We start from the raw sequence: 25,636 nt of genomic DNA on the forward strand, positions 1-25,636 counted from the left end.
CCCGCTGCCCCTGCATTTACCCCCGGCGAATCGACCCCACCCCTCTCCCGTCGCGAGCTCCGCGAGCGCGAGCGCGCTCTGGCCCTCGCCTCCGACGTCTCGCTGGCGAGCGGCTCCGACGACCTCCTCGCGGCTCCCACGGCGGAGCAGCTGCGCGAGGCGGAGCGACGCGTCGCCTCGGTCCGCAGCGCCCCGGCCCCCGTCCCCGCACCGCGCGCGACGCCGCTCCGGCCCGTGCGCCGGGCCCGGGTCGGCGGACTCGTCGCCCTCTCGTTCGTCGCGGCCATCGTCGCGGCGACGTCGCTGCCGGCCACGTCGCTCCTGACCGCGGAGGACGTGCAGGCGCAGAGCCTCCCGACCCCCTTCGGCGCCGACGCCCGCCGCGGCGCGCAGTCGTTCGTCGCCGGCGAGGTCAGCGCCGAGACGGTCGCCCGCGACGGGTTCGGCGTGCAGGAGCGCAAGACGCAGACCAACGTCGCCGACATCGTCCGCACCTCCGACACCGGCTTCACGAACGATCCGAACGCGTCGATCCAGTGGCCTTTCGCCGTCGGCGTGCCGGTGGGCGACCGCTTCGGCTACCGCAACTGCGCGGGCTGCTCGGTGAACCACGGCGGCACCGACTTCAACCCGGGCGACGGCTCGCCCATCCAGGCGATCGCCGACGGCGTCGTGCGCACGGTCATCGACGGCGAGGGCTCGCTCGGCGTGCACGTGATCGTCGACCACGAGATCGACGGGCAGCTGGTCTCGAGCGTGTACGCGCACATGCAGCACGGCTCGGCGGCCGTGAACGAGGGCGACCCGGTCAAGGTCGGCCAGCTGCTCGGGCTGGTGGGCACGACCGGCATGTCGACCGGCCCGCACCTGCACTTCGAGATCCGCCTCGACGGCGTGACGAAGGTCGACTCCTACCTGTGGCTGAAGGCCAACGCCGGGCGCTGACGTCGGCAGGACTCGCGTGCGGTGTGCAGGGCCGTGTGCGGTCTGCAGGTGATCTGAGCGTGATCGTCCGCATCTCCAGCCGCGCCACTCGCTGAGGCGTTCTTCCCCTGCAGACGGCACCGCTGCCTCCTGCAGACGGCACCGCCTCCTGCAGACGGCACCGCATCCTGCAGATGGCACCGCCTCCTGCAGACGGCACTCTCTCCTGCAGTCGGCACGGCCTCCTGCAGATCGCACGCAGCCCCCGCGGAGCCGACGCGCCGGCTACTCCGCGCGCAGCCAGACCGTGGTGTCGGCGGGCAGCGCCGGCTCGTGCAGCTCCTCCGAGCACAGCACCACGGAGCCGACGGGCAGCTCGACCGGAGCCTCGCCGAGGTTCGCGATCACCGTGACGGCTCCGTTGCGGAACGCCACGACGTCCTCCGGGTAGCCCTCGAGCCACTCGACGGCGCCCGAGCCCAGGTCCTCGGCGCGGCGCACGGCGAGCAGGGACCGGTACAGCTCGAGCGTCGAGCCCGCGACACCGCGCTGGCGGTCGCGGGCGAGCGGCGCCCAGTCGCCGGGCTGCGGCAGCCAGGAGTCGCCGGAGCCGCTGAAGCCGTACGCGGGCGCGTCCGCCTCCCACGGGATCGGCACCCGGCAGCCGTCGCGGCCGTAGCGCTCGCCGCCGGTGCGGAACCAGGTCGGGTCCTGACGCGCCGAGTCCGGCAGGTCGATCGCCTCGGGGAGCCCGAGCTCCTCGCCCTGGTAGACGTAGGCGGACCCGGGGAGCGCGAGCATGAGGGCGGTCGCGGCGCGAGCGCGGCGCAGTCCCAGGACGGGGTCGGGGAGTCCGGGCGTGCGCGGGCCGATGCCGTAGCCCTGCGGGTTGTCGGACGTCAGGGCCAGGCGGCTCGCGTGGCGCACGACGTCGTGGTTCGACAGCACCCAGGTCGACGGGGCGCCGACCGCGGCGAAGGCTTCGACGGAGGAGTCGATGATGTCGCGGAGGGCGGGTGCGCTCCACGGGGTCTCGAGGTAGGCGAAGTTGAAGGCCTGGTGCATCTCGTCGGGGCGGACCCAGCGGGCGAGCTTCGAGAGCGGCTGCACCCACGCCTCGGCGCAGAGCACGCGGTCGTCCGGGTACTCGGCGAGCAGGGAGTGCCAGTCGCGGTAGATCTCGTGGACGCCGTCCTGGGCCCAGTAGGGGGCGGTGGCGGGCTCCTCGCCGTCGGCGGGCGCGACTCCGCCCATCGACCCGCTGTCGGCGGGCGGCGTGTAGTCGGGCAGACCCTCGGCCTTGATCATCCCGTGCGCCACGTCGACGCGGAAGCCGTCGACGCCGCGGTCGAGCCAGAAGCGGAGGACCTCGCGGAAGCGCTCGCGCACCCACTCGTTCGTCCAGTCGAAGTCGGGCTGCGAGGTGTCGAAGAGGTGAAGGTACCACTGACCGGCCGAGCCGTCGGGCTCCACGACGCGGGTCCACGCGGGGCCGCCGAAGACCGACTCCCAGTTGTTCGGGGGCAGCTCGCCCGACTCGCCCCGGCCGTCGCGGAACAGGTAGCGCGCCCGCTCGGCGCTGCCCGCGGGAGCGGCGAGCGCCTCCTGGAACCAGCGGTGGGCGCTGGAGGAGTGGTTGGGGACGAGGTCGACGATGATCCGGATTCCCAGGGCGTGAGCGCGGGCCAGCATCGCGTCGAAGTCGGCGAGGGTGCCGAAGAGCGGATCGACGTCGCAGTAGTCGGCGACGTCGTAGCCCGCGTCCTTCTGCGGCGAGGTCATGAAGGGGGAGAGCCAGATCGCGTCGACGCCGAGCTCGGCGAGGCTCTCGAGGCGCGAGGCGATCCCGGGCAGGTCGCCGATGCCGTCGCCGTCCGCGTCCGCGAAGGAGCGCGGGTAGATCTGGTAGATGACGGCGGTGCGCCACCACTCGGCTCCCCGGCGGTGCTCGGCCTCGGAGTCGGGGCCGGGGGAGTTCTCGGGCGCGCCGGAGAGAGCGGAGTCCAGGGTCATGGGTCGAGTTTATCGGGCGGCCCGGGGGCGCCGGGGGCACGCCCCCGCCGTCCCGTACAGTCGACGGGTGATGGATGAGACGCCGGACGAGGCCCGGGCCCGACGCCGACGGGCGCTGCTGTGGGTGGTGCCGGTTCTGGTGCTGCTCGTCGGCGGCTTGGTCGCCGTCACCCTCGCGATCGGCGGATTCGCCCTGCGCAGCATGACCGGCGCGACCGCCGTGCAGCTCGTCCTCGCCGCCTAGGCGGTCGCGGCCGGGCCGTCCTCGTCGTCGGGCGGCGGTGCGGAGGAGGTCCGTGCCCGCTCCTCGGACGCGTGCGCGGTCTCGGGCCCGGTGGCGCGGGCCTGCTCGTCGGCGCGGGTGACCGCCTCGGCGAGCTCGTCGGCGACGAGGTGGCCGGGGGAGACGGCCTCGGCCCGGTAGGCGGCCCGGCCCACCATGTGCGCCGAGACGGGCACGGTCAGCAGCTGGAAGCCGATCACCAGCACGATCGTCCCCGCTGCGGCGAAGCCGGGGTTCCGGATGGCGACCGCGAGCATCACGCAGATCAGGCCGAGCACCTGAGGCTTCGTGCCCGCGTGCATCCGGGACAGCAGGTCGTCGAAGCGCAGCAGGCCGATGGCGGCGACGAGCGAGAGCAGGGCGCCGGCGACGAGCAGCACCGCGGTCAGGACGTCGAAGAACAGGTCCATGTCAGTCCTCCTCGCGGTTGGCCATGAACTTGGCGACGCTGATCGAGCCGAAGACGGCGAAGAGCGCGAGCCCGAGCACGACGGGCAGGGTCCGCGCGTGGTGGTTGACGGCCATCTCGGCGCCGATCCCGCAGATGATCGTCGCGACGAGCACGTCGGCCGCGACGACGCGGTCCAGAACGGAGGGTCCACGGAGGATCCGCACGAGTGCGAGCAGGCAGGCGGCGCCGAACACCGGCACCAGGATCCAGATCAGCCAGTCGATCACCGGACCACCCCCGCCCCGGCCTCGATCGGCCGGTTCACCCTCTGCACGTCCTCGCGGGAGCCGATGGCGCGGACGATGCGGGCCTCGGTCTCGAGGACGGTCCGGCGCACCTCGTCGATGCGCTCGCCCTCGTCGTGGAGGACGCCGAGCACGTGCAGGTAGAGCACGTTCTTCTGGGGGTCGACGTCGATCACGAGCGAGCCGGGGACGAGGGTCACCGCCTCGGTGGTCCAGACCAGCATCCCCTCGGAGCGGCTCCGCAGGTGCACGGCGACGATGGCGTTGTGCACCGGCACCGGCAGGGTGAGGATCTGCCACGAGACCCGGACCGAGGCGACCGCGATGTCGTAGACGAGCCGCGCGAGGAAGACCAGCACGAACCACGGGTTGATGCGGTTCGAGAACTCGACCGGCGGCAGGTAGAACACCCGGGTGATCAGCAGGGCGACCAGGAAGCCGGTGACGATCGACAGCACTGAGACGTCGTCCCAGAGCAGCACCCAGATGCCGACGAGAGTCACGAACATCGCGACGCGGTTCCAGATGTCGACGCGGCGGCGGGGGCTCATCGCGGCCCCTCCTCTCCGAAGGACGAGTCGCGGTAGACGGTCGCGATGTAGGTCGCGGGGTCGGCGACCGCGGTCGCCGCGCGCTCGCTCGCGTCGTAGAGGGGACCGGCACCGACGGTCAGCACGACGCCGACCACGACCATCCCCGCGGTGGCCAGCACCATCATCGGCGGCGAGTGGCGGGTGCGGATGCTGCCCGTGTCGTGGGGGTCCTCCTGCAGCTGGTCGATCAGGGGCGACTCGTAGCCGGGCACCTCCTCCTGGCGGCGCCAGAAGACCATGTTCCAGACGCGCGCGACGGCGTAGAGGGTCAGGAGCGAGGTCACGGCCCCGGCGGCGATGACGGCCCAGATCAGCCATGAGGGCTGATCGACGGCCGACTCCGTGCCGGCGACGAAGAGCCCCACCTTGCCGAGGAAGCCGGTGAACGGCGGGATCCCGCCGAGGTTCATCGCGGGGATGAAGTAGAGCAGCGCCAGCAGCGGCGAGGCCTTGAGCAGCCCGCCGAGGCGCAGGATCGAGGTGGTGCCGCCGACGCGCTCGATCAGGCCGGTCGCGAGGAACAGCGTCGTCTGCACGGTGATGTGGTGGATGACGTAGAAGATCGTCGCCGCGTAGCCGGCCGGGGTGCCCACGGCGATCCCGAACACCATGTAGCCGATGTGCGAGACCAGCGTGAAGGACAGCATCCGCTTGATGTCGGCCTGCGCGACCGCGCCGAGGATGCCGACGATCAGCGTCAGCAGCGCCACTACCAGCAGCACCTCGCTCAGCCTCCCGCCCGGGAAGAGCAGGGTCTCGGTGCGGATCAGCGCGTACACGCCGACCTTGGTGAGGAGTCCGGCGAAGACGGCGGTGACCGGCGCAGGCGCCGTGGGGTACGAGTCCGGGAGCCAGAACGAGAGGGGGAACACGGCCGCCTTGATCCCGAAGCCCAGCAGCAGCACCACGTGGAGCACCAGCTGCACGTCGGCGGGGAGCTCGGCGATGCGGATCGAGAGCTGCGCCATGTTGACCGTGCCGGTGGCGCCGTAGAGCAGGCCGATGGCCGAGAGGAAGAAGACGCTCGAGACCAGGCTGACGACCACGTAGGTCGTGCCGGCGCGGATCCGCGGCGCGGTGCCGCCCAGGGTGATCAGCACGTAGCTCGCGGCCAGCAGGATCTCGAAGCCGACGTAGAGGTTGAAGAGGTCGCCCGCGACGAAGGCGTTGAGGATGCCCGCCGAGAGGATCAGGTAGGTCGGGTGGAAGATCGTGACCGGCGTCTCGCGGTTGCCGTCGACGAGGCCCTGGCCGACCGAGAACAGCAGGACGCCGAGCAGGGTGATCGAGGTGATCACGAGCATCAGCGCGGCGAGCGGATCGACGACCAGCACGATGCCCCACGGCGGCTCCCAGCCGCCCACGTAGACGGCGCTGCCGCCTCCGTCGCCGGTGAGGACCAGCACGAGCATCACCGAGGAGATCACCAGCACGCTCGAGAGCGTCACGATGTTCACGGTGATCTGCGCGCGCCGGTGGCGTCCGAGGATCAGCGCGACGGCCGCTCCCAGGAGGGGGAGGGTGACGACGAGCGGGATCAGGGCGTTCATCGGTCCTCCTTCCTGTCGTCGGTCATGGCGCTCTCCCCGTGCTTGGCGGCGGTGCCCTCGTCGCTGGACTCGAGCAGGACGTCGAGCGCCCGGTCGTCGGCGGTGGTCTGGGCCGAGATGCCCGCCGCGTCCTCGCGGACCGAGGCGTCGGTCTCGTCGTCCTCCACCTGGTCGGCGTTGGCGAGGCGCCAGCGCCGGTAGATCATCGCGAGGAGGAAGGCGGACACCCCGAAGGTGATCACGATCGCCGTGAGGATCAGCGCCTGCGGCAGCGGGTCGGCCATCTCGGCGGCGATCTGCTCGTAGGAGCGCCCGTCGTCGGTGACGAACGGCGCGATGCCCGAGCGGCCGGCCATCAGCAGGATGAGGATGTTGGTCGCGTTCCCGACGAGCAGGAACCCGATCAGGATGCGGGTGAGGCTGCGCTCGAGCATCTGGTAGACGCCGGCCGCGTACATCACCGCCATCACGACGACGAGGACGAGGGTGATGCTCATGCGCCGTCCCCCCTGCCCGGCCCGCCGACGACGGTGGCGCCGGTGGGGAGCGAGGTCTCGAGCCCGTCGACCGTGCCCTGGCCGGGGCCGGGGGTGCTGTCCGTCGAATGCGTGACGCCGTCGCCCGAGGGGGAGCCCTGCTCGGCCTCCTCGCCGTGGCGGTCGACCTCGCCGCCGAGGCTGCGGAGGATGTCGAGGGCGAGGCCGATCACGATCAGGTACACCCCGATGTCGAAGAGGGTGGACGTGCCCAGGTGGAGCTCGCCCAGCACCGGCACCTCGAGGTCGAGCCAGCTCGACTCGAGGACCTCGAGGCCGAAGGCCAGGGAGGAGACAGCGGTGCCGACGGCGAAGAAGAGCCCGAGTCCGAGGACCTTGCCGGCGTCGATCGGCGCGGCCTCGCCGAGCTCGAAGCGGCCGCCGGCGAGGTAGCGCGCGACGAGGGCGAGTCCGGCGAGCAGACCGCCCGCGAAGCCTCCGCCCGGGGTGTTGTGGCCGGTGAAGAGCAGGTAGACCGACACGATCATCGCGGGGTGGAAGAGCAGGCGCACCAGCACCTCGAGCACGATCGAGCGGTTCTCCGGCCGCAGCGTGCGTCCGGCGACGAGCCAGGAGCCGCGGTCGCCGTCGCGCTCGGCGTCGGCGGAGGAGGCGGTCAGGTCCATCGCGCGCTCGCGGCGGTCGTCCGCGCTCTGCGACTCGAGGCGGGGTGCGCCTCCGGCCCGGCTGGAGAGGAAGATCAGGCTCGCGACGCCGGTGGCGACCACGACGAGGACCGAGATCTCGCCCATCGTGTCCCAGGCGCGGATGTCGACGAGCAGGACGTTGACGATGTTGCGGCCCTTGCCCTCCTCGTAGGCGAGGCGGGGCAGCTCGGCCGAGATCGGCGTCGCGGTCCGGGCGCCGAGGGCGATGGTGGCGGCGAGGGCCATGACCGCTCCGACGGCGATGCCGATGACAGCGCGCAGGCGCTTGCGCATCGGCTGGTGCTTCGCGGCGATGCGGGTCGGGAGGCGGCGCAGGACCAGGACGAAGACCACGAGGGTCACCGTCTCGATCAGCGCCTGGGTGAGGGCGAGGTCGGGCGCGCCCTGCAGGGCGAAGAGGGCGACCATCCCGTAGCCGGTGGCGCCGGCGAGCAGCACGGCGGCGACGCGGTTGCGGGCGATCGCGCACAGCACCGCTGCGAGGATCATCACGGCCGCGACCGCGAGCTGGCCCGGGCTGTCCCAGAAGACGAGGTCGCCCGGCCAGGTGCGGTTGAGGGCGGCCGCACCGCCGACGCCGAGGACGAAGACCGCGAAGATCACCGTCAGGTAGCGGGGGAGCGAGCCGCGCTGGACGAACTCCGTGACCGTGCTGGCGACGCTGTCGAGCCAGCGGACGGTGGCCCAGTAGCCCTCGGCGGAGTCGATCCGGTTGGGCAGCATCGACTGGGCGCGCGCGACGGCGACGCGCTTGGCGAAGAGCAGGAGTCCGACGGCGATCACGAGGGCGCTGAGTGCCAGCGCGGGCTCGAAGCCGTGCCAGAGCGCGAGGTGGTAGCCGCCGTGGTCGGAGGCCTCCGCTGCGGCGGCCGGCTCCGGATCGGCGTCCGGGGCGGCGGAGCGGAGGGTGTCCGCGTAGACGGCGACGAGCGGGTCGAGGACGGAGGCGGCGATCCCGCCGATCATGCTGGCGGCCGCCAGCAGCACCGGGGCGGCGGTGAAGGTCCACGGCTCGGCGTGCAGGTGCGTGTCCTCGAGCCCCTTCTTGCGGGCGAAGGCGCCCCAGAAGAAGCGGGCGGAGTAGGCCGCGGTGAGGATCGAGCCGAGGACGAGGCCGACGAGCGCGACCCAGGCCCAGAACGAGCCCTGCTCGATCGCCGAGATCAGGCTCGTGAACACGGCCTCCTTGGCGACGAAGCCCAGCAGCGGCGGGATGCCCGCCATCGACAGCACGCCGACGAGGGCCGCGCCCGCGAGCACCGGCGCCTGCCGGCCCAGGCCGCTGAGCTTGCGGAGGTCGCGCGTGCCGGCGCGGTGGTCGACGATGCCGACGGTGAGGAAGAGCAGCGCCTTGAAGAGGGCGTGGGCGACGAGCAGGGTCAGCCCGGCCAGCGCGGCGTCGCGCGAGCCGAAGCCGACGGCGACGGTCAGGAAGCCGAGCTGGCTGACGGTGCCGTAGGCCAGCACGAGCTTGAGGTCGTACTGCCGGAGCGAGCGCCAGCCGCCGACGAGCATCGTCCAGACGCCGACGCTCACCACCACGGGCAGCCAGACGGAGTCGTCTGCGAAGCCCGGCGCGAGGCGGGCGACGAGGTAGATGCCCGCCTTCACCATCGCGGCGGCGTGCAGGTAGGCGCTGACCGGCGTCGGAGCGGCCATCGCGGCCGGCAGCCAGAAGTGGAACGGCACCAGGGCCGACTTCGAGAACGCGCCGAGCAGCACGAGCACCAGCGCCGTCGACACGATCGGGCCGGAGGGGGCGGCGGCGACGATCCCGGACAGGCTGGTGGTGCCGGCCTGCACGATCAGGACGATGATCCCGACCAGCATCGCCAGCCCGCCGAGAGTCGTGACCAGGAGCGCCTGGAGCCCGGCGCCCCGGCTCTCCTTGCGCCCGCTGTAGTGGCCGATGAGGAGGTAGGAGAGGACGCTCGTCGCCTCCCAGAAGACGAAGAGGATGATCACGTCGTCGGCCGTCACCAGCCCGTACATCACTCCGGCGAACGCGGACAGGAGCGCGGCGAACCGGCCCAGCGAGGGCTCGTCGCGGCTGAAGTACGTCGCGCAGTAGGCCAGGACCAGGGCGCCCACTCCGCTGACCACGAGGGCGAGGACGATCGAGAGCGCGTCCAGGCGGAAGGAGAGGGCGATGTCCAGCGCGGGGATCCACGGCACGGTCTCGCGGATCTCGCCGCCGTCGAGGATCGTCGGCAGGGCGGTCGCGGTGGCGACGAAGCTCGCGGCCGGGATCAGCGCGAGCGCGTAGAAGGTCTTCGGCCCGAACCGGTCCACCAGCCAGGGGGTCACCACGGCGATCGCGAACGAGATCACGAGGATGAGGAGCATCACATGTTCCTCCCAAGGTGTACCCAGCGCATAAGTCGGTCAAGAATAACGGAGCGCCCTCACGCGGAACCTGAGTACGCGGAGGCTTGACGGCCCCGTCGCGATCCGCCAGGGCCCTAGCGTGGGGAGCATGGCCCGCTCCCTCCTGCCCGACCAGCTCTGCCGACTCCGCGTCCACGACCTCGGGACGGGGGAGTCGACGACCGTCTTCGAATCCGACTCCGTCCTCGTGGAGGCGCCGAACTGGACCCCGGACGGCTCCGCCCTGATCGTCAACGGCGACGGCGGCCTCTTCCGGCTGCCGCTGGAGGGGACGGCAGCGCTCGAGCCGATCCCGCTCGACGGGGTGCCGGCCGAGCTCAACAACGACCACGTGCTCGCCCCGTCCGGCGGGCTCGCCTACGTCTCGGCGCGCGACGGGCACCTCTACGCGGTCGAGCTCGACGGCTCCGCCCCCGCCCGCCGCCTGACCGCCGAGCGCGAGGGCGCACGCTTCAAGCACTACCTGCACGGCGTCTCGCCCGACGGGGCGACCCTCGCGCTGATCGGCGGCGGCGACGCCTCCGGGCGGTGGCGGACCGACGTCTACACGATGCCGGCCGGCGGAGGCGCGCTGACCGCCCTGACCGACGACGAGCCCGCCGACGACGGCGTCGACGTCTCGGCCGACGGCCGCACCCTGGTCTTCAACTCCGAGCGGGCCGGAGGAGGGGCGCAGCTCTTCCGCCTCGGCCTCGACGGCTCCGGGCTCTCCCGCCTGGTCGATTCGGACACGGTCGACTGGTTCCCGCACGAGTCGCCCGACGGCGCGCACCTGCTCTACCTCGCCTATCCGGAGGGGACGGCCGGGCACCCCGAGAACGTCGACCTCGAGCTGCGGCTGCTCGACCTCCCGGGGCGCGCGACGCTCGAGCCCGGCCGCGTGCTGGAGCGCCTCCACGGCGGGCAGGGGACGATCAACGTCTCCGGCTGGGCGCCGGACTCGACGCGCTTCGCCTACGCCGACTACCCGCGGCGCTGAGAGTCTGAGTCCTTGCCGCGCATGCGCGGGAGGGGGATCGATCGGGGCGGGGAGCGGGTCTTGAATCGGGGGATGAGCATCGACAGCGCAGCATCCTCCTCCGTCACCCGCTCGCCGCTCGGCGACTCCGGCATCGACGTCTTCCCGCTCTCGCTCGGCGGCAACGTCTTCGGCTGGACCGCGGGGCGGCAGACCTCCTTCGACGTCCTCGACGGCTACACGGCCGCGGGCGGCGACTTCATCGACACCGCCGACGCCTACTCCGCCTGGGTCCCGGGCAACACGGGCGGCGAGTCCGAGACGATCATCGGCGAGTGGCTCGCTCAGCGCTCGGGGAACCGCGACGACGTGGTGATCGCGACGAAGGCGGGCCGCCACCCGCAGTTCACCGGCCTCGCGCCCGACACCGTGCGCGCGGCCGCCCGCGCCTCCCTCGAGCGCCTCGGGACCGATCGGATCGACCTCTACTACGCCCACTTCGACGACGAGGCCGTGCCGATGGCCGACATCGCCGCCGTCTTCTCCGAGCTGGTCGACCAGGGCCTGGTCCGCGCGATCGGAGTGTCGAACTTCAGCCCCGAGCGCGTCGCGGAGTGGCTGCGGGTCGCGGGCGAGGAGGGCCTGCACGCGCCCGTCGCCCTCCAGCCGCACTACAACCTCGTGGAGCGCGGGATCGAGGCCGACCTGCTGCCCCTCGCCCGCGAGGCGGGGCTGGCCGTCGTCCCCTACTCCGCTCTGGCGTCCGGCTTCCTGACCGGCAAGTACCGCGACGGCTCGACCCCCGAGGGCCCGCGCGCCGACGGCGCCTCCCGCTACCTCGACGGCCGCGGCCGCCGGGTGCTGGCGGCGCTCGACGCGGCGGCGGAGGCGCACGGAGCCGAGGTGGCGACGGTGGCGCTCGCGTGGCTCCGCTCGCAGCCCGGAGTGGTCGCGCCGATCGCCAGCGCCCGCGTGATGGAGCAGCTGCCGGCGCTGATCGATTCGGCCTCCCTCGAGCTGAGCGCCGAGGAGCTCGCCGCGCTCGACGAGGCGAGCCGGGCGTAGCCGCAGACGGGCGGCCGCGGGGGCGCGTCCCCCGCGGTCATCGACGCTCCGCGGAGGTGCTATCGTCTAACGGTGCCAAATCGCGGGCACGTCCCGAGAGGGGCTGTCAGACCCGCGGGTGCGCCCCCTTAGCTCATTGGTAGAGCACTTCCTTGGTAAGGAAGAGGTAGTGGGTCCGATTCCCACAGGGGGCTCCGTTCCCCGCAGGCCAGGCCTGCGAAGAACGCGCGGCGGGGTAGCTCAGGTGGTTAGAGCACACGGCTCATAATCGTGGTGTCGCGGGTTCAAGTCCCGCTCCCGCTACAGCGAGAAGGCCCCGGTTCGCGCGTCGAGTCGGGGCCTTCGGCGTTCCCGGACCCGCGGACCGCGCGGCCCGCTCAGAGCCAGCCGTTCCGCTCGGCGATCCGCACGGCGTCGGCCCGGTTGCGCGCTCCGGTCTTGCCGATCACCGCCGAGAGGTGGTTCCTGACCGTCCCGGGGGAGAGGTGCAGCATCCGCGCGAGGTCGGCGATCGATCCGCCGGTACGCGCGGCGGCGAGCACATCGGCCTCCCGCTCGGTCAGCGGTGTGCCCCCCTGCGCCAGCGACTCCGCTGCGAGGGCGGGGTCCACCACGCGCAGCCCCTGCCCGACCCGGCGCACGGCGTCGGCCAGCCGGGCGGACGGGGTGTCCTTCACCACGAAGCCCGAGGCCCCCGCCTGCATCGCCCGGGTGAGGTAGCCGGGGCGGCCGAAGGTCGTCACGATCAGCACGCGGCAGGACGGCAGCGCATCGCGGAGGAGTGCGGCGGCGGCGATCCCGTCCAGGCCCGGCATCTCGATGTCGAGCAGCGCGACGTCCGGCGTCGAGGCGATCGCCGCGGCGACCACCTCGTCTCCGCGGCCGACCTCCGCGACGACGTCGATGTCCGGCTCCAGGGAGAGCAGAGCGGCGAGGGCGCCCCGCACCAGCGCCTGGTCGTCAGCGATCAGGAGCCGCAGGGCGCTCAACGTCCGCCTCCTGGGAGCGATGCCGTCAGGCGGAAGCCGCCGAGCTCGCTCCGTCCGACGGAGAGCCGTCCGCCCGCCGCCTCGACGCGCTCGCGCAGCCCCGCCAGCCCGGTCGAGCCGGCGCCGGCCGCCTGAGGACCCGCTCCGTCGTCGGCGATCTCGACCTCGCAGGCGGTGAGACGGATGCGGCAGCGCGAGGCTCCCGAATGGCGGACGACGTTGGTCGCTCCCTCCCGGATCACCCACCCCACCAGCTCGCGGTGCTGAGGGAGCACGGTGTCGGTGGAGGAGGGCAGCTCGGCGGTGATCCCCGCCGCGGTCAGAGCACCGCGCGCGGCCGCCAGAGCGCCGCTCGCCGTCGTGGCGCGGAAGCCGGACACGGTCGCTCGGACGTCGGCGAGGGCGCCCCGGGCGAGGGACTCCACATCGGCGATCTCGGCTCGGGCCCGCTGGGGGTCGGTGTCGAGAACGCGTCCGGCCAGCTCGGACTTGACCGTGATCACCGTCAGCGAGTGCCCCAGGATGTCGTGGATGTCGCGGGCGACCCTGCTCCGCTCGCGCTCGGCCGTCAGCACCTCCAGCTCGGCCTGGGTCTCGCGGAGCTGGTTCACCGTGGCGATCGTGCGCGCGAAGGTGGCCATCATCAGCGAGATGGAGAGGATGATCACCGGCACCACGAACGCGGTCTCGGTGACGCCGTCGCTCTCGAGGCGGACGGCGAGCGTCACGAGCGCGAGGGCTCCGATCAGGATCACGGTGAGGCGCCAGGTGAACACGCACATGCCCACGAGGACCCCGACGTAGGTCCACAGCCCGGTCACGTCGCGGCCGAGCCAGGGGAGGAGCGTGAAGGAGAACGCGAGCAGCCCGAGGCAGATCAGCAGCCGGCCGCGCGTCGCGAGGGTCCAGGCGAGCGGCGGGGCGAGGAGGAACCCGAGGCTGAACGCGGCGATGAGGACGACGCCGGCGACGCGGCCGGGCCACTCCGGGTCGTCGAGGACCGACGGCACGGTCGAGTAGACCCAGAAGAGCGAGAAGACGGCGCCGGTGTACCAGCGGAGCGCCCGCGGCGTCCACAGCGCCGTGCGCAGGGTCGCGCCCGGATCGGCGCCCGCCGCGGCCGGGCGGATCGGCCAGCCGGGCTCGCCGTGTCCGGAGGCGGTGGTGCTGCTCACGCGCTCACCCTAGGACCGAGGCGGCCCGCGCCGCGCATCCCTCATACCCGCTTCGTGTCGCGGCGGAAGAAGAACACCGTGCCGCCCAGGAGCAGACCGAGCCAGACGAGTGCGTCGACCAGGGCGCCCAGGTCGAACCCCTCGCCGGTGAGCGGCGCCCGCGCGAGCTCGCTGATCCCGTAGACCGGGGTCAGGGCGGCGATGCTCTGCATGAATCCGGGCATGCTGCTCACCGGGTAGAAGAGGCCGCCGAGGAACGCGAGGACCACGATGACCAGGCTCGTGATCTGCGCCGCGTTCTCGCCCGGCACCATGTAGCCGACCATGAGGCCGAGCGTCGTGAAGACGGCGCTCGCGAGCAGCCAGCCGGTCAGTCCGGTCGCGACCCACTGCACCGCCGAGAGCTCGATGCCGCTGGCGGCGCCGGCCGCGAAGGTGGCGACGACGGCGAGCAGGCCCAGCACCATCCCGGCGATCATCTTGATCAGCACGTTGACCACCGGGTTCAGCGGGGTGAGCCGCAGCTGCCGGCTCCAGCCCTGCGCGCGCTCCACGGCGACGGCCGCTCCCGTCTGCGTCGCGGACATCATCGCTCCGTACATCGACATCGACACCATGATGAACGCGGCGACCGAGACGCCGCCCGCCGCGATCGGGGTCGCGGTCAGCGGCTCGTCGCGGAGGGGGTACCCGACGATGAAGAACATCAGGACCGGGAAGAGGAGGGTGAAGAAGAGCGTGCGCCGGTTCCGCAGCCGCCGCAGGATCTCGATGCGCAGGTAGGTCGTGGTGAAGCCGCCGAGCGCCGGCGAGCGGCGGTCGAGGCGGACGCGGTCGGCAGCAGGGGTCGTGGCTGTCATGCGGAGGCTCCTTCGGAGGTGAGGGCGAGGAAGACGCTCTCGAGGTTCTGGGCGGTGATCTCTACGTCGCAGGCTTCGGTGCGGGTGAGCAGGTGCCGGGCGAGAGCGTCGGAGTCGTCGGTGTGCACGGCGATCCGGTCGCCCTGCGCCTCGACGCTGGAGACCCGGGGGAGCGCGGCCAGGGCGGCGAGGTCGGCGCCGGGGAGGGTCGCGTGCACGATCCGGCCGGAGACGAGGTTCTTGATGCTGCTCGTCGTCCCGTCGGCGACGATCCGGCCGCGGCTCATCAGGACGATCCGGTCGGCGTACTCGTCCGCCTCCTCGAGGTAGTGCGTCGCGAAGAGCACGGTGCGCCCGCGGGCGGCGTCGGAGCGGATGGCGTGCCAGAACGCGCGGCGCCCCTCGACGTCCATGCCCGTCGTCGGCTCGTCGAGCAGGAGCAGGCCGGGATCCGACAGCAGCGCCATCGCGAACCGGAGCCGCTGCTGCTGGCCGCCCGAGCACAGGCCGACGCGGCGCGAGGCGAGGTCGGCGATCCCGGCCCGCTCCAGCACCTCGTCGATCGGCCGGGTGTCGGCGAAGAGGCTCGCGGTCAGCTCCAGGGTCTCGTGGACGCTGAGGTCCTTGAGCAGGCCGCCGGTCTGCAGGACGGCCGAGACGAGCCCGTGCGCGACGGCCGTGCGCGGCGGGCGTCCGAACACCGTCACCTCGCCGGTGTCCGGGGCCGAGAGGCCCAGGAGCATGTCGAGGGTGGTGGTCTTGCCCGCGCCGTTGGGGCCGAGGAAGGCGACGATCTCGCCGGGGCGGACGGTGAGGTCCACCCCGGCCACAGCAGCGACGGAGCCGAAGCTCTTGGTGAGGGCGGTCGCCTGCACGGCGAGGTCGGTCGAGGTCATGACCTCAGCCTGCCGACGCGGCCGCCCGAGTGCCCCGGTCCTCTGTCACCGATGGGGCGTGACATCCGTCACCCCTCGTCCCGGCTCGGGCGCTGGGGCGGGCCCGGCCGGCGGGCAGCGGTCAGACCGCGCAGCCCGCGAAGAGCACGTCGTCGGAGGAGACCAGGTCGTGGAGGGTCAGCAGCCGGTCGAGGTCGTGCCCCGCGGCCAGCGCGTTCGCGCGCTCGGCCGAGGTCTGCGGGGCGAGGCGCCCCTCCATGACGCCGCCGAGGGCGCGGACGGCGCACGCGGCGACCACTCCCTCCGGGGTGCCGCCGATGCCGAGGACGAGGTCGACCCGGCCCGCGGGGTCGGCCGCCTCGATCGCGACCGACACGTCGCCCTCGCCGCGCAGCTCGAGCGCGACCCCGGCCGCGCGCAGAGCCGCGATCAGCCCGGCGTGGCGCGGCTTGTCGAGCACGACGACGACCAGCTCCGCGACGGGCTTCCCGAGCGCCGCCGCCAGCCGTGCGGCGTTCTCGGCCGGAGGGAGATCGAGCGAGACGGCGCCCCGGCCCGGTCCGGAGCAGACCAGCTTGTCCATGTAGAACACGTCGCACGGGTCGAACAGCGTGCCGCGCGGGGCGAGCGCGATCACGCTCACCGAGCCGGGGAGCCCCTCCGCCGTGAGCCGGGTGCCGTCGAGCGGATCGACCGCCACGTCGCAGGAGGGAGCGGAGGCGCGGCCGAGGCGCTCGCCGTTCGCGAGCATCGGGGCCTCGTCCTTCTCGCCCTCGCCGATCACGACGACGCCGTCGAACGGAGCGCCGGCGAGCACGGCGCGCATCGCCGCGACCGACGCCTCGTCCGCCGCGACCTTGTCGCCGCGCCCGTACCAGCCGCGCGCCGCCTCGGCCGCCGCGCGCACGGCGGCGGCCACGGCCTCCTGCAGCTCGGCCGGGTAGGCGGGCGACGCGATGAGCCGCAGGCCGTTCATGCGCGGGCGGGCTGGGCGGTCGCGGTGCGGACCAGCCGCTCCAGGGTGCGCAGGCCGTCGGAGGAGAGCACCGACTCCAGGTGCCCCTGCACCGACGCGACGTGCTCGCCCCGCAGGGCGTTGACCACTCCCGTCTCGGGGTCGACCGAGACCTCGAGCCTCAGCCGGGGCGTGCGCGCGACGCCGGGGGCGACGGAGGAGAAGGTGTTGTAGAAGCCGATGGCCGCGTCCTCGCCGAACACGTCCACCGCCAGGCGCACGCCCTGGCGGGGCGCGGGCAGCGGCTCGACCGGGAGGCCCGCCAGCAGCGACAGCATCTGGTGGCTGAGGCAGACGGCGAGCATCGGCCGCTCCGCCTCGAGGCGCTCGGTCATCAGCGCGCGCAGGTGCGCGATCCGCGGCTCGGAGGCGTCGCGGGGGTCGCCCGGGCCGGGACCGAAGACGACGAGGTCGTCGCTCAGCACGTCGGCGACCTCGGACCAGCGCTCGACCCGGGCGTCCATCCCGAGATGGCGCAGCTGATGGGCGAGCATCGTCGTGAACTGGTCCTCGTTGTCGACGATCAGCGCGGTGTGCCCGGCGAGGCCGGCGATGTGCTCGGGCGCCTGAGGTCGGAGCCAGAACGAGGCGAGCCGCTCGTTGCGCGCCTCGAGCGCCTCCTGCACGCCCGGCTGCGCGTTCAGATCGATGGCCGGCGGCACGTCGCGGTGCGGCAGGAGGCCCAGGGCGGAGAGAACGCCCGACGCCTTCGCGCGCGTCTCGGCGACCTCGCCCTCGGGAGTGGAGTGGCGGACGAGGGTCGCGCCCGCCGGCACGGTGAGGCGGCCGTCCGCGCGGAGGTAGGCGGTGCGGATGAGGATGGGGGCGTCGACCGTGTAGCCGTGCTCCTCCGGCTCGAAGAGGGCGAGAACGCCGGAGTAGTAGCCGCGCGGCTCCTTCTCGTACTCGGCGATCACAGCGCACGCGTTCTCCATCGGCGAGCCGGTGACCGTGGGCGCGAACATCGTCAGCCGCAGGACCTCGCGCACGTCGAGTCCGGTGCGGCCCTCGAGCAGGTACTCGGTGTGGCTGAGCCGCGACATCTGCTTGAGGAACGGGCCGAGGATGCGGCCGCCGTCCGGGCAGACCGCGCTCATCATCTTCATCTCCTCGTCCACCACCATGAAGAGCTCCTCGCTCTCCTTGACGTCGGCGAGGAACGCGAGCACCTCCTCCCCGGTGGGCCCGGCCGCGGGGTGGCGGAAGGTGCCGCTGATCGGGTTCATCATGGCGACGCCGTCGCGCACCGAGACGTGGCGCTCGGGCGTCGCGCCGACGGCGGTGACCGTCTGCGCGCCGCCGACGCCGGGAGTGTGGATAGCGAAGGTCCAGTACGCGCCGGACTCGTCGGTGAGCAGGCGGCGGAACCAGGCCAGGACCGCCTCGACGGGCGGCGCGTCGGTCTGCGCGACGAACGCGCGGTTGATGACGAAGTTGGCGCCCTCACCGCGCCCGATCTCGTCCTCGATCACCCGGCGGACGATGTCGGCGTACTCGTCGTCCGGCACGTCGAAGCCGCGCTCCTCCACCGGGATCTCCCGCTCGGGCAGCAGCCGCAGCACCTCCGCCAGCGGGACGCTCTCGCGCTCGCGCACCACGAGGTTGCGCAGCGGGGCTCCGTCGTCCTTCGCCGCGAAGCCGCGCTCGCGCACCTGCCGGTAGGGCACCAGCGTCAGCACGTCGTCGCCGTCGAGCGGGATGTCGGCCAGGCCCTCGACGTCGAGCACGTCGCCCGTGAACACGTCGACGGCGTCGCGGCCCTGGCGGAGGACCACCGCGAACGGCAGCGTCCCGTCGGAGGCGAGGATGCGGGAGAGGAGCGAGGTCATCGTGGTCCTTGAATCGGGTCGTGCCCCACCCGGGCCCTGACATGCAGAACGACCGCCCGGAGGAGGCGGTCGCGTGCGAGGGGTCTGCGCGTCGGTCCGCCTAGGAGGCGGGCCACCAGGGGCTTCGGATCGACGTGCGCACGCGGCGAGTCTAGGGGAGAGCCGGGCGGCGGCCAAGCGGTGTCAGGCGGCCGGACGCTCGGTCGGCTCGCCCCGCAGGGTCCGGAGCAGGAGGGTCGCGCCGGCCGTCGCAGCGGGGGTGGCGACGACGGCGCCCCCGGGGATGAGGAACGCGAGGTAGACGGCGATGCCGAAGCCGAGGGAGACCGCGCGGTGCTCGCCGAGGAGGCGCCGCCGGTCGCGGAGGGAGAGGCCGCGGGCGTCGCCCGCGAACCCGGTGAGCTCGAGCGCGAGGGCCCTCCCGCCGACCAGAGCGCCCGCGACGAGCCCGACGATCGAGCCGACCAGCGGCACCAGGCCCAGCAGCACCAGGACCACGCCGATCCCGAGGGAGGTGGCGACCAGCACGGCGGAGTCGCGGAGCCCGCGGCCGACCCCCTGCCAGAAGGTGCTCTCGCGCTCGTCGGGCACGCCGCCGAGGTCGTCCTCGACCCGCCGCCAGATCCGCTCGTAGAAGGGGTCGCCGACGAGCAGGGTCACCGCGGCGAAGAGGACCACCCCGAGGGCGAGCACGGCGCCGACCACCGCGATCGAGAGCACCAGGCGGACGGTGGAGGCCGTGCCCTCGTCCCAGCCGTCGGCGAACGGGGTGAGCGCGGTCACCGCGTCCTGCACCCGCGTGAGCACCAGGACCAGCACGCCGACGAAGACCAGGCCGACGATCAGGGGCGGGATCGCGCCGAGGAGCATCGCCCGCGGCGAGCGGACCCAGGTGCGGAAGCCGCGGAGGAAGAGCCGGGCACCGAGGCCGAGATCGCGGAGGACGCTCATCCCCTGATCCTCGCAGGTGGGCCCGGAGCGGTGGTCCGGCAGGACGCCCGACCGCACGGACCGGCGCGGAGCCTCACACCCGCTCGAACGGAGCGAGCAGTCCCGCCATCGCCTTCGTCCGCGGCGCCGCGTACTCGTCGCGCCGCGAGGTGCTGACGCCCATCGCGACGAGCCCCTCCACCAGGCGCACCGCTGAGGCGACTCCGTCGATCACGGGCACTCCCAGCTCCCGCGAGAGGTCGCGGCACAGGTCCGCCATCCCGGCACAGCCCAGCACGATCGAGTCCGATCCGTCGACGGCCAGCGCCTCGGCGCACTCCGCCAGGATCGCGCGACGGGCGCCGGAGCGGGGGTCGTCGAGCTCGAGCACCGGGATGTCGCAGGCGCGCACCTGACGGCAGGCGTCGCCGAACCCGGCACGGCGGGCGATGTCCCAGGCGCGGCCGCTGGTGCGCGAGAGCGTGGTGACGACGCTGAAGCCCCGGCCGACGAGCGCGGCCATGTGCATGGCCGCCTCGGCGATCCCCACGACCGGGCCGCTCGCGATCTCGCGCGCGGCGTCGACGCCCGGGTCGCCGAAGCACGCGATGACCGCGCCGTCGCTGCCGACCGCCTCCGCCCGGGCGATCTCGTGCAGGACGCCGGGGACGGCGAGCGCCTCGTCGTAGTGGCTCTCGATCGACGCCGGACCCATCGGCGGGGTGACGGCCGTGATCTCGGTGCCGAGCGAGGCGACGGAGCGGGCGGCCCGGCCGATCGCCGCGGTCATCGCGGTGCTGGTGTTCGGGTTGACGACGGTGATGCGCATGGCGGTTCCTCGGTTCGGGTGCCGGGAGGGGGGAGGGACCCGCCCGGCCGCCGGTCCGCGCGGTGCGGAGCGGACGGTGCGGATCCCTCCTCCGTTCCGATCGTTCAGACGGTCGAGCCGTCGCTGACGTTCTCGAGGTCCTCGTCGAGGCGCCCGATCCGCGGCGCGCGCCGCTCGAGCACGGCCATCGCGACGAACCCGAGCCCGCAGCCGAGGAACCAGCTGTAGTCGCCGAGCCAGGTGAACTCCGCGCCTCCCGCCTCCGCGATCCAGCGCGGCACGAGCACCGAGGCCACGGAGGGCACTCCGCCGATCACGGTCGCCCAGACGGCGTTGGGGTTGAAGCCGCGCGAGAACCAGTAGCGGCCCTTCTCGCTCATCGTGTAGAGGTCGTCGACCCAGACGCGCTGGCGGCTGATCAGGTAGTAGCCCGCGATGAGGACGCCGAACAGCGGTCCGATCAGCGCGCCGAGGATGCCGAGCGTGTAGTGGATGGCGGTGTCGTTCGAGTACCAGTTCCACGGAGTGAGCAGCACCGAGCCGACGGCGGCGATCATGCCGCCCATCCGCCAGCTGATCTTCTTCGGGTTGACGTTCGAGAAGTCGAACGCGGGGGAGATGAAGTTGGCGACGATGTTGATGCCGATCGTCGCGATGACGAAGGTGAGCCCGCCGAGGAGCACGGCGAACCAGGTGTCGATCCGCTCGACGGTCTCGATCGGGTCGGTGATCAGCTCGCCGAAGACCGGCACGGTCGCCGACGCGGTGATCACGGTGAGGAGGGAGAAGAAGAGGAAGTTGATCGGGAGGCCGAGCAGGTTGCCGCGCTTCACGGCGCCGTAGCTGCGGGCGTACCGCGAGAAGTCGCCGAAGTTGAGCATCGGGCCCGAGAAGTAGGAGACGACCAGGGCGACGGCCGAGATCATCACCGGCACCGCGGCGGCGAGGTCGAGCGGCTCGCCGGAGCCGAGGGTGAGCGAGATGTTCTCCCAGCCCGCCTGCGACACCAGGTAGACGGCGAGCACGAGCATCACCACGTAGACCGCCGGTCCCGCCCAGTCGATGAAGCGGCGGATCGACTCCATCCCCCGCCAGAACAGCGCGGCCTGCGCGACCCAGAGGATCGCGTAGGAGAGGTAGCCCAGAGCCGAGAGTCCGAGGAACGACGCCTCGGGCGTGTTCAGGGCGGCCATGCCCGGGAAGAACTTGAGGAAGACGATGTTCAGCGACTGCGCCGCCAGGTAGGTCTGCACGCCGTACCAGGCGATCGCGATCAGTCCGCGGATGATCGCGGGGATGTTCGCGCCGCGGACGCCGAAGATCGCGCGGTTGATGACGGGGTAGGGCACGCCGGTGACCTGGCTGGGCTTGGCGACCAGGTTGCAGAAGACCTGCACGATCACGATCCCCACCACCAGGGCGACGAGCACCTGCCAGCCGGCCAGGCCCAGCGCGAAGAGCGAGCCCGCGGTCACGTACCCGCCGACGCTGTGCACGTCCGACATCCAGAACGCGAAGATGTTGTAGCTCGACCAGCGCTGCTTCCGGAGCGGGGCGAGGTCCTCGTTGGAGAGGCGGTCGTCGTAGCCGGCGCTCGCCGCGGCGGCGGGATCCGGATCGACGGGGGGAGCGGTGACTCGGGGTGCGGTGACGCGGTCGGACATGGGTGGATCCACCTCTCGGGCGGTCGTGCGCGGAGCGGCACGGAGCGGATGTGTCAGGGTGGTCGGGGCGACCGGCCGAGGAGGCGGGGCGTCGCGGGGAGCGTTCCGAGTGAAGTGATCACTTCACGCGGGCCACGCTACGAGTCGGGAGGCCGCCGCTCGTTTCGGCTCCGTTACGGCTGTGTGACGATCCGCGAGAGGGGACGGGCCATGCCCTCCGACGACATCGCGCCCGACGAGGCGGCCGCCCGCGCGATCGCGGACGGGGCCGGACTCGGCGCCCGGCTGCGGGAGCTGCGGCTCTCGGCGGGCCTGTCGCTGAAGGCTCTCGCCGGACGGCTCGGCATCTCCGTGAGCGCCGTCTCGCAGATCGAGCGCGGAGCGATGCAGCCCTCGGTCGGCCGGCTGATCGCGCTCGTGGACGCGCTGGGGGTCCCGCTGTCCGCCGTGTTCGACCAGGGCGCGTCGGCGCCGGTCGAGACCGCGGTCGTCCGGGCGCGCGAGTCGGCGCCCGTGGCGCTCGAGGGCGGAGTGCTGTTCCGCCGGCTGGCGCCGCGTCCGCTGGACGCCGTCGACTTCTTCGAGTCGACCTACCCGCCGGGCTCGACCTCGACGGCGCACCGGCAGCTGCTCCGCCACGACGGGTTCGAGATGGGGACGGTGACGCTCGGGGAGCTGACGGTGGAGTTCGAGGACGAGACGGTCGTCCTGGGGCCGGGCGACGCCATCACGTTCCCGTGCGAGCGGCCGCACCGCATGGTCAACACGGGCTCGACCACGGCGATCGCGACCTGGCTGATCGTCCACCGCTGACACCGCGCCGGTGCTTCGCGCCGGACCGCTGGTGGCACCATCTGGGTATGGGACTCTGGTCCTCGCTCCTCCACAACGGGCGGACGACCGCCTCCTGTCCACACCCCGGTCGGGATCGGGGCGCGGCGGGCCCTCGGTGTCGGTACCGCCTGGTGGGCTGGTCTCCTCGACCGAGGGGTGCGGAACGTGGAGGAGCGGATGGACGGCAGGAACGACGAGGGGTGCCCGCGCTGGTGCGCGGGCGAGCACGACGAGCTGGTCGCGGCGGGGGAGCGTCTGCACCGCTCCGCGGCGAGCTCGCTCCCGGTGGTGCTCTGGGCGGGCGGAGACGGGGCCGCGGGTGCGACGGTGCACGTCTCCCTGTGCCGCCCGGGGGAGTCGGGGGAGGACAGGCTCCGCCTGGAGGCCGACGGGCTCGGCGAGGTCGACCTCGATCTCAGCTCGGGGTCGCGGCTGGCCGGCGCGGTGCTGCGGCTACTCGGCGCCTCGTGAGGTGCGCGGCGGGTCGGGCGGGAGGAGGTCCGTCAGCTCGATCTCGAGCGCCTCGCAGAGCGCGAGGAGGGTGTGCAGCGTGGGGTTCGCGGGCGAGCCGGGCTTCGACTCGCCCTTCTCGAACTTCTGGTAGGTGTAGCCCGCGAGCCCCGCCGCGTGGGCGATCCGCTCCTGGCTGGCGCCCTTGGCGATGCGGGCCCGGTGCATGTTGGTGCCGAGCTCGCGGGCGTAGGTCGCCCAGTCGCGCTCGGGAGTGGGTGTCGACATGCCCGCCAGCTTCGGAGAAGTTCGGCCGCGGGTCAGCCATACAGGGATGGGAAATTCGCGGTGGTCATACCCGGGTGGCCGCCGGCGGGGCCTCCGGAGCCCCGAGGGCCCGCTGGCGGCAGCGCCTAGTATGGCCGGGTGCCAGTGAACCCCGAACTCGTCGGGCGCGTCTTCGCGCCCACGGAGCCCTATCAGGTGGGGCGCGAGAAGGTGCGCGAGTTCGCCCGCGCCGTCTCCGCGACCTCCCCCCTGCACCACGACGTCCATGCCGCCCGCGCCGCCGGGCACCCCGACCTCGTCGCTCCGCCCACCTTCGCCGTCGTCGTGCAGGAGTTCACGCTCCAGCAGCTGCTCGCCGAGCCCGACGGCGGGATCGACTTCAGCCGCGTCGTGCACGGCGACCAGCGCTTCGTGCTGTCCCGTCCGGTCGTCGCCGGCGACGAGCTGACCGCGACACTCTCGGTCGCCGCCATCAAGAAGCTCGGCGCCCACTCGATGGTCACCACCGAGTCCCGCATGGTCGACGCGAGCGGCGAGCACGTCGTCACCGCGATCTCGACCCTCGTGGTCAGGGGAGACGAATGAGCACTGCACTGCCCGCCCTCGACGAGCTGAGCGTCGGCCAGGTCATCGCCGAGAGCAGCTTCCCGATCGACCGCGGCACCCTGGTGCGCTACGCGGGCGCCTCGGGCGACTTCAACCCCATCCACTACCGCGACGACGTCGCCGCCGAGGTGGGCCTGCCCGGCGTGCTCGCGCACGGCATGCTCACGATGGGCACGGCGGTGCAGGTCGTCGTCGACTGGGTCGGCGACCCCGGACGCGTGGTCGACTACCAGGTGCGCTTCACCCGCCCCGTCGTCGTGGACCCGCGCGACGGCGCCGCGATCGACGTGGTCGCCAAGGTCGGCGCCGTGAACGCCGAGGAGGGCTGGGTCCGTGTCGACCTCGCCGTCTCGGTCGAGGGCCAGTCCGTCCTCGGCAAGGCCCAGGCCCGGGTCCGACTCGCGTGACCTCCGCGCCGCGGCTCTCCGCCCTGACCACCCTCCGCGTCGGCGGACCCGCCGAGCGCCTCGTCGAGCCCGCCACCGAGGCGGAGCTGGTCGAGACGCTCGTCGGCCTGTGGTCGGACGACGAGCCGTGGCTGCTGCTCGGCGGCGGCTCCAACCTCCTCGTGGGCGACGACGGGGTCGAGGGCACGGTCGTGCGCGTGCGCACCACCGGCGTCGAGCGGCTCCCCGCCGACGAGCCGGGGCGCGTGCTCCTGCGGGTGCAGGCGGGCGAGTCCTGGGACGGCCTCGTCGAGACGACCGTGAAGCGCGGCTGGGCGGGCCTCGAGGCCCTCAGCGGCATCCCCGGCACCGTCGGAGCGTCTCCGGTGCAGAACATCGGCGCCTACGGCCAGGAGCTCTCGGACACGCTGGTCGCGGTGGACTTCCTCGACGAGGGCGCCCGCGAGCCCGTCCGGCTGACGGCGGAGGAGCTGCAGTTCGCCTACCGCACCTCCGTGATCAAGCAGGGCCGCCGCGGCGCGGTGCTGGCCGTCGAGTTCGCGCTCGAGGAGGTCGGCGCCGAGGGCGACGGCACTCCCGTCGCCTACGGCCAGCTGGCGTCGGCGCTCGGAGTCGCTCTCGGCGACCGCGTGCCGCTCGCGCGGGTGCGCGAGACCGTCCTGGCGCTCCGCGCGGGCAAGGGCATGGTCCTCGATCCGGAGGACCCCGACACCGCGAGCGCCGGCTCCTTCTTCACCAACCCGCTCGTCACGAGTGCGTTCGCCGACTCCCTGCCGCCCGAGGCGCCGCGCTGGCCGGTCGAGCCGACGGCGGAGGCGCCCGTCATCACTCCGCTCGCCGCGGTCGAGGCCGGAGCGCCCGTCGGGCTTCCCGTGCCTCCCCGCGCCGACGGTCTGGTGAAGCTCAGTGCCGCGTGGCTGATCGAGCACGCCGGCGTCTCGCGCGGGTTCGCCCTGCCCGGCTCGCGGGCCGCCGTGTCGAGCAAGCACACCCTCGCCCTGACCAATCGCGGAGGAGCGACGGCCGAGCAGGTCGCCGAGCTCGCCCGGTACGTTCAGGGGCGCGTCCTGGCGGAGTTCGGCGTGCTGCTGCACCCCGAGCCCGTGGTGGTCGGCACCGCGGTCTGAGCCCGCGGGGTCTGCGAGAGCGGGCCCCGTGCCCCTGAGGACGCGCGCTCCTCGGCCGCGGCC

26 protein-coding genes and 2 tRNA genes are annotated in these 25,636 nt (G+C 73.0%); 11 read left to right on the top strand and 17 right to left on the bottom strand.

The window, feature by feature from the left end; translation table 11 throughout:
- Positions 1 to 945, top strand: a 945-nt coding sequence (locus C5D08_RS17505) for a M23 family metallopeptidase (RefSeq protein ID WP_104277346.1), incomplete at its 5' end; no start/stop codon positions are given.
- Positions 946 to 1,209: 264 nt separating this feature from the next.
- Here C5D08_RS17505 and C5D08_RS12720 read toward each other — a convergent pair.
- Positions 1,210 to 2,937, bottom strand: a complete 1,728-nt coding sequence (locus tag C5D08_RS12720; RefSeq protein ID WP_104277347.1) for a glycoside hydrolase family 13 protein — start codon at positions 2,935 to 2,937, stop codon at positions 1,210 to 1,212.
- 67 nt (positions 2,938 to 3,004) lie between these two features.
- Between C5D08_RS12720 and C5D08_RS17060 the strand changes: the two genes are divergently transcribed.
- A complete protein-coding gene (locus C5D08_RS17060) occupies positions 3,005 to 3,181 on the top strand; it encodes a hypothetical protein (RefSeq protein WP_181110031.1) in 177 nt (58 codons plus the stop codon).
- Here the strand turns inward: C5D08_RS17060 and mnhG are convergent.
- Genes mnhG through C5D08_RS12750 form a run of 6 tightly spaced genes read right to left on the bottom strand, consistent with a single transcriptional unit; the run spans position 3,178 to position 9,609 of the window.
- The gene (gene mnhG / locus C5D08_RS12725; RefSeq protein ID WP_219815177.1) at positions 3,178 to 3,630 is read right to left on the bottom strand and encodes a monovalent cation/H(+) antiporter subunit G; all 453 of its coding nucleotides are present in this window, start codon (positions 3,628 to 3,630) and stop codon (positions 3,178 to 3,180) included. The genes C5D08_RS17060 and mnhG overlap by 4 nt on opposite strands.
- 1 nt (position 3,631) lies before the next feature.
- Entirely contained in the window at positions 3,632 to 3,898 is a 267-nt protein-coding gene (locus C5D08_RS12730; RefSeq protein WP_308470821.1) for a monovalent cation/H+ antiporter complex subunit F, read from the bottom strand.
- Complete coding sequence (locus tag C5D08_RS12735) at positions 3,895 to 4,467, bottom strand: Na+/H+ antiporter subunit E (protein WP_104277348.1); 573 nt, start codon at positions 4,465 to 4,467, stop codon at positions 3,895 to 3,897. Before C5D08_RS12735 ends, C5D08_RS12730 begins: the two co-directional genes overlap by 4 nt.
- Complete coding sequence (locus tag C5D08_RS12740) at positions 4,464 to 6,059, bottom strand: Na+/H+ antiporter subunit D (protein WP_104277349.1); 1,596 nt, start codon at positions 6,057 to 6,059, stop codon at positions 4,464 to 4,466. The genes C5D08_RS12735 and C5D08_RS12740 overlap by 4 nt, the downstream gene beginning before the upstream one ends.
- A complete protein-coding gene (locus tag C5D08_RS12745; RefSeq protein WP_104223614.1) occupies positions 6,056 to 6,556 on the bottom strand; it encodes a Na(+)/H(+) antiporter subunit C in 501 nt (166 codons plus the stop codon). Before C5D08_RS12745 ends, C5D08_RS12740 begins: the two co-directional genes overlap by 4 nt.
- Positions 6,553 to 9,609 carry a Na+/H+ antiporter subunit A gene (locus tag C5D08_RS12750; protein ID WP_104277350.1) on the bottom strand — a complete coding sequence of 1,019 codons (3,057 nt, stop codon included), beginning with the start codon at positions 9,607 to 9,609 and terminating at the stop codon, positions 6,553 to 6,555. The genes C5D08_RS12745 and C5D08_RS12750 overlap by 4 nt, the downstream gene beginning before the upstream one ends.
- Before the next feature lie 130 nt (positions 9,610 to 9,739).
- Here C5D08_RS12750 and C5D08_RS12755 point away from each other — a divergent pair, with 130 nt between their 5' ends.
- From C5D08_RS12755 to C5D08_RS12770, 4 genes are all read left to right on the top strand, one after another.
- A complete protein-coding gene (locus tag C5D08_RS12755) occupies positions 9,740 to 10,630 on the top strand; it encodes a PD40 domain-containing protein (protein ID WP_104277351.1) in 891 nt (296 codons plus the stop codon).
- 72 nt (positions 10,631 to 10,702) lie between these two features.
- Complete coding sequence (locus C5D08_RS12760) at positions 10,703 to 11,674, top strand: aldo/keto reductase (protein ID WP_104277352.1); 972 nt, start codon at positions 10,703 to 10,705, stop codon at positions 11,672 to 11,674.
- A 122-nt stretch (positions 11,675 to 11,796) separates the two neighbouring features.
- Positions 11,797 to 11,868, top strand: a tRNA-Thr gene (locus C5D08_RS12765).
- A gap of 35 nt (positions 11,869 to 11,903) precedes the next feature.
- Positions 11,904 to 11,977: transfer RNA gene (locus C5D08_RS12770), tRNA-Met, on the top strand.
- 74 nt (positions 11,978 to 12,051) lie between these two features.
- Here the strand turns inward: C5D08_RS12770 and C5D08_RS12775 are convergent.
- The 9 genes from C5D08_RS12775 to C5D08_RS12815 all read right to left on the bottom strand — a co-directional run bounded on the left by C5D08_RS12775 (position 12,052) and on the right by C5D08_RS12815 (position 21,861).
- Positions 12,052 to 12,663: a response regulator gene (locus tag C5D08_RS12775; protein ID WP_104277353.1), complete on the bottom strand. Its 612-nt coding sequence runs from the start codon at positions 12,661 to 12,663 to the stop codon at positions 12,052 to 12,054.
- The gene (locus C5D08_RS12780) at positions 12,660 to 13,838 is read right to left on the bottom strand and encodes a sensor histidine kinase (protein WP_104277354.1); all 1,179 of its coding nucleotides are present in this window, start codon (positions 13,836 to 13,838) and stop codon (positions 12,660 to 12,662) included. The genes C5D08_RS12775 and C5D08_RS12780 overlap by 4 nt, the downstream gene beginning before the upstream one ends.
- A 41-nt stretch (positions 13,839 to 13,879) precedes the next feature.
- Positions 13,880 to 14,698 carry an ABC transporter permease gene (locus C5D08_RS12785; protein ID WP_104277355.1) on the bottom strand — a complete coding sequence of 273 codons (819 nt, stop codon included), beginning with the start codon at positions 14,696 to 14,698 and terminating at the stop codon, positions 13,880 to 13,882.
- Positions 14,695 to 15,594: an ABC transporter ATP-binding protein gene (locus C5D08_RS12790; protein ID WP_104277356.1), complete on the bottom strand. Its 900-nt coding sequence runs from the start codon at positions 15,592 to 15,594 to the stop codon at positions 14,695 to 14,697. Before C5D08_RS12790 ends, C5D08_RS12785 begins: the two co-directional genes overlap by 4 nt.
- 121 nt (positions 15,595 to 15,715) lie before the next feature.
- Positions 15,716 to 16,570, bottom strand: a complete 855-nt coding sequence (locus C5D08_RS12795; RefSeq protein WP_104277357.1) for a fructose-bisphosphatase class II family protein — start codon at positions 16,568 to 16,570, stop codon at positions 15,716 to 15,718.
- On the bottom strand, positions 16,567 to 18,438 hold the full coding sequence (locus C5D08_RS12800; protein ID WP_104277358.1) for an anthranilate synthase family protein: 1,872 nt from the start codon (positions 18,436 to 18,438) through the stop codon (positions 16,567 to 16,569). The genes C5D08_RS12795 and C5D08_RS12800 overlap by 4 nt, the downstream gene beginning before the upstream one ends.
- A 183-nt stretch (positions 18,439 to 18,621) precedes the next feature.
- Entirely contained in the window at positions 18,622 to 19,389 is a 768-nt protein-coding gene (locus C5D08_RS12805; RefSeq protein ID WP_104277359.1) for an EI24 domain-containing protein, read from the bottom strand.
- 73 nt (positions 19,390 to 19,462) lie between these two features.
- Positions 19,463 to 20,197 (bottom strand): aspartate/glutamate racemase family protein, encoded by a 735-nt coding sequence (locus C5D08_RS12810; protein ID WP_104277360.1) that lies wholly within the window; start codon positions 20,195 to 20,197, stop codon positions 19,463 to 19,465.
- 104 nt (positions 20,198 to 20,301) lie between these two features.
- A complete protein-coding gene (locus tag C5D08_RS12815; RefSeq protein ID WP_104277361.1) occupies positions 20,302 to 21,861 on the bottom strand; it encodes an NCS1 family nucleobase:cation symporter-1 in 1,560 nt (519 codons plus the stop codon).
- A 210-nt stretch (positions 21,862 to 22,071) separates the two neighbouring features.
- Here C5D08_RS12815 and C5D08_RS12820 point away from each other — a divergent pair, with 210 nt between their 5' ends.
- Both C5D08_RS12820 and C5D08_RS12825 read left to right on the top strand, forming a co-directional pair.
- Entirely contained in the window at positions 22,072 to 22,674 is a 603-nt protein-coding gene (locus tag C5D08_RS12820; RefSeq protein ID WP_104277362.1) for a helix-turn-helix domain-containing protein, read from the top strand.
- Between the two features lie 198 nt (positions 22,675 to 22,872).
- Positions 22,873 to 23,166 carry a DUF6907 domain-containing protein gene (locus C5D08_RS12825; RefSeq protein ID WP_104277363.1) on the top strand — a complete coding sequence of 98 codons (294 nt, stop codon included), beginning with the start codon at positions 22,873 to 22,875 and terminating at the stop codon, positions 23,164 to 23,166.
- Here C5D08_RS12825 and C5D08_RS12830 read toward each other — a convergent pair.
- On the bottom strand, positions 23,149 to 23,433 hold the full coding sequence (locus C5D08_RS12830; protein WP_104223625.1) for a helix-turn-helix domain-containing protein: 285 nt from the start codon (positions 23,431 to 23,433) through the stop codon (positions 23,149 to 23,151). The genes C5D08_RS12825 and C5D08_RS12830 overlap by 18 nt on opposite strands.
- A gap of 138 nt (positions 23,434 to 23,571) precedes the next feature.
- Here C5D08_RS12830 and C5D08_RS12835 point away from each other — a divergent pair, with 138 nt between their 5' ends.
- The 3 genes from C5D08_RS12835 to C5D08_RS12845 are packed head-to-tail and all read left to right on the top strand — an operon-like array spanning position 23,572 to position 25,573.
- Entirely contained in the window at positions 23,572 to 24,018 is a 447-nt protein-coding gene (locus tag C5D08_RS12835; RefSeq protein ID WP_104277364.1) for a MaoC family dehydratase N-terminal domain-containing protein, read from the top strand.
- A complete protein-coding gene (locus C5D08_RS12840) occupies positions 24,015 to 24,446 on the top strand; it encodes a MaoC family dehydratase (protein WP_104277365.1) in 432 nt (143 codons plus the stop codon). Before C5D08_RS12835 ends, C5D08_RS12840 begins: the two co-directional genes overlap by 4 nt.
- The gene (locus C5D08_RS12845; protein ID WP_104277366.1) at positions 24,443 to 25,573 is read left to right on the top strand and encodes a UDP-N-acetylmuramate dehydrogenase; all 1,131 of its coding nucleotides are present in this window, start codon (positions 24,443 to 24,445) and stop codon (positions 25,571 to 25,573) included. Before C5D08_RS12840 ends, C5D08_RS12845 begins: the two co-directional genes overlap by 4 nt.
- Positions 25,574 to 25,636: the final 63 nt, after the last annotated feature.

It is taken from the genome of Rathayibacter sp. AY1B6 (genome assembly GCF_002932755.1).
In the GTDB taxonomy this organism is placed as follows: Bacteria; Actinomycetota; Actinomycetes; order Actinomycetales; family Microbacteriaceae; genus Rathayibacter.

Excerpts from the sequence above, each read along its gene's own strand:
- C5D08_RS12840 (WP_104277365.1), top strand. The coding sequence starts at position 24,015 with ATGAGCACTGCACTGCCCGCCCTCGACGAGCTGAGCGTCGGCCAGGTC.
- C5D08_RS12820 (WP_104277362.1), top strand. The coding sequence starts at position 22,072 with ATGCCCTCCGACGACATCGCGCCCGACGAGGCGGCCGCCCGCGCGATC.
- C5D08_RS12810 (WP_104277360.1), bottom strand. The coding sequence starts at position 20,197 with ATGCGCATCACCGTCGTCAACCCGAACACCAGCACCGCGATGACCGCG.
- C5D08_RS12800 (WP_104277358.1), bottom strand. The coding sequence starts at position 18,438 with ATGACCTCGCTCCTCTCCCGCATCCTCGCCTCCGACGGGACGCTGCCG.
- C5D08_RS12785 (WP_104277355.1), bottom strand. The coding sequence starts at position 14,698 with ATGACAGCCACGACCCCTGCTGCCGACCGCGTCCGCCTCGACCGCCGC.
- C5D08_RS12815 (WP_104277361.1), bottom strand. The coding sequence starts at position 21,861 with ATGTCCGACCGCGTCACCGCACCCCGAGTCACCGCTCCCCCCGTCGAT.
- C5D08_RS12740 (WP_104277349.1), bottom strand. The coding sequence starts at position 6,059 with ATGAACGCCCTGATCCCGCTCGTCGTCACCCTCCCCCTCCTGGGAGCG.
- C5D08_RS12745 (WP_104223614.1), bottom strand. The coding sequence starts at position 6,556 with ATGAGCATCACCCTCGTCCTCGTCGTCGTGATGGCGGTGATGTACGCG.
- C5D08_RS12805 (WP_104277359.1), bottom strand. The coding sequence starts at position 19,389 with ATGAGCGTCCTCCGCGATCTCGGCCTCGGTGCCCGGCTCTTCCTCCGC.
- C5D08_RS12760 (WP_104277352.1), top strand. The coding sequence starts at position 10,703 with ATGAGCATCGACAGCGCAGCATCCTCCTCCGTCACCCGCTCGCCGCTC.
- C5D08_RS12795 (WP_104277357.1), bottom strand. The coding sequence starts at position 16,570 with ATGAACGGCCTGCGGCTCATCGCGTCGCCCGCCTACCCGGCCGAGCTG.
- C5D08_RS12750 (WP_104277350.1), bottom strand. The coding sequence starts at position 9,609 with ATGCTCCTCATCCTCGTGATCTCGTTCGCGATCGCCGTGGTGACCCCC.
- C5D08_RS12720 (WP_104277347.1), bottom strand. The coding sequence starts at position 2,937 with ATGACCCTGGACTCCGCTCTCTCCGGCGCGCCCGAGAACTCCCCCGGC.
- C5D08_RS12830 (WP_104223625.1), bottom strand. The coding sequence starts at position 23,433 with ATGTCGACACCCACTCCCGAGCGCGACTGGGCGACCTACGCCCGCGAG.
- mnhG (WP_219815177.1), bottom strand. The coding sequence starts at position 3,630 with ATGGACCTGTTCTTCGACGTCCTGACCGCGGTGCTGCTCGTCGCCGGC.
- C5D08_RS12790 (WP_104277356.1), bottom strand. The coding sequence starts at position 15,594 with ATGACCTCGACCGACCTCGCCGTGCAGGCGACCGCCCTCACCAAGAGC.
- C5D08_RS12825 (WP_104277363.1), top strand. The coding sequence starts at position 22,873 with ATGGACGGCAGGAACGACGAGGGGTGCCCGCGCTGGTGCGCGGGCGAG.
- C5D08_RS12755 (WP_104277351.1), top strand. The coding sequence starts at position 9,740 with ATGGCCCGCTCCCTCCTGCCCGACCAGCTCTGCCGACTCCGCGTCCAC.
- C5D08_RS12735 (WP_104277348.1), bottom strand. The coding sequence starts at position 4,467 with ATGAGCCCCCGCCGCCGCGTCGACATCTGGAACCGCGTCGCGATGTTC.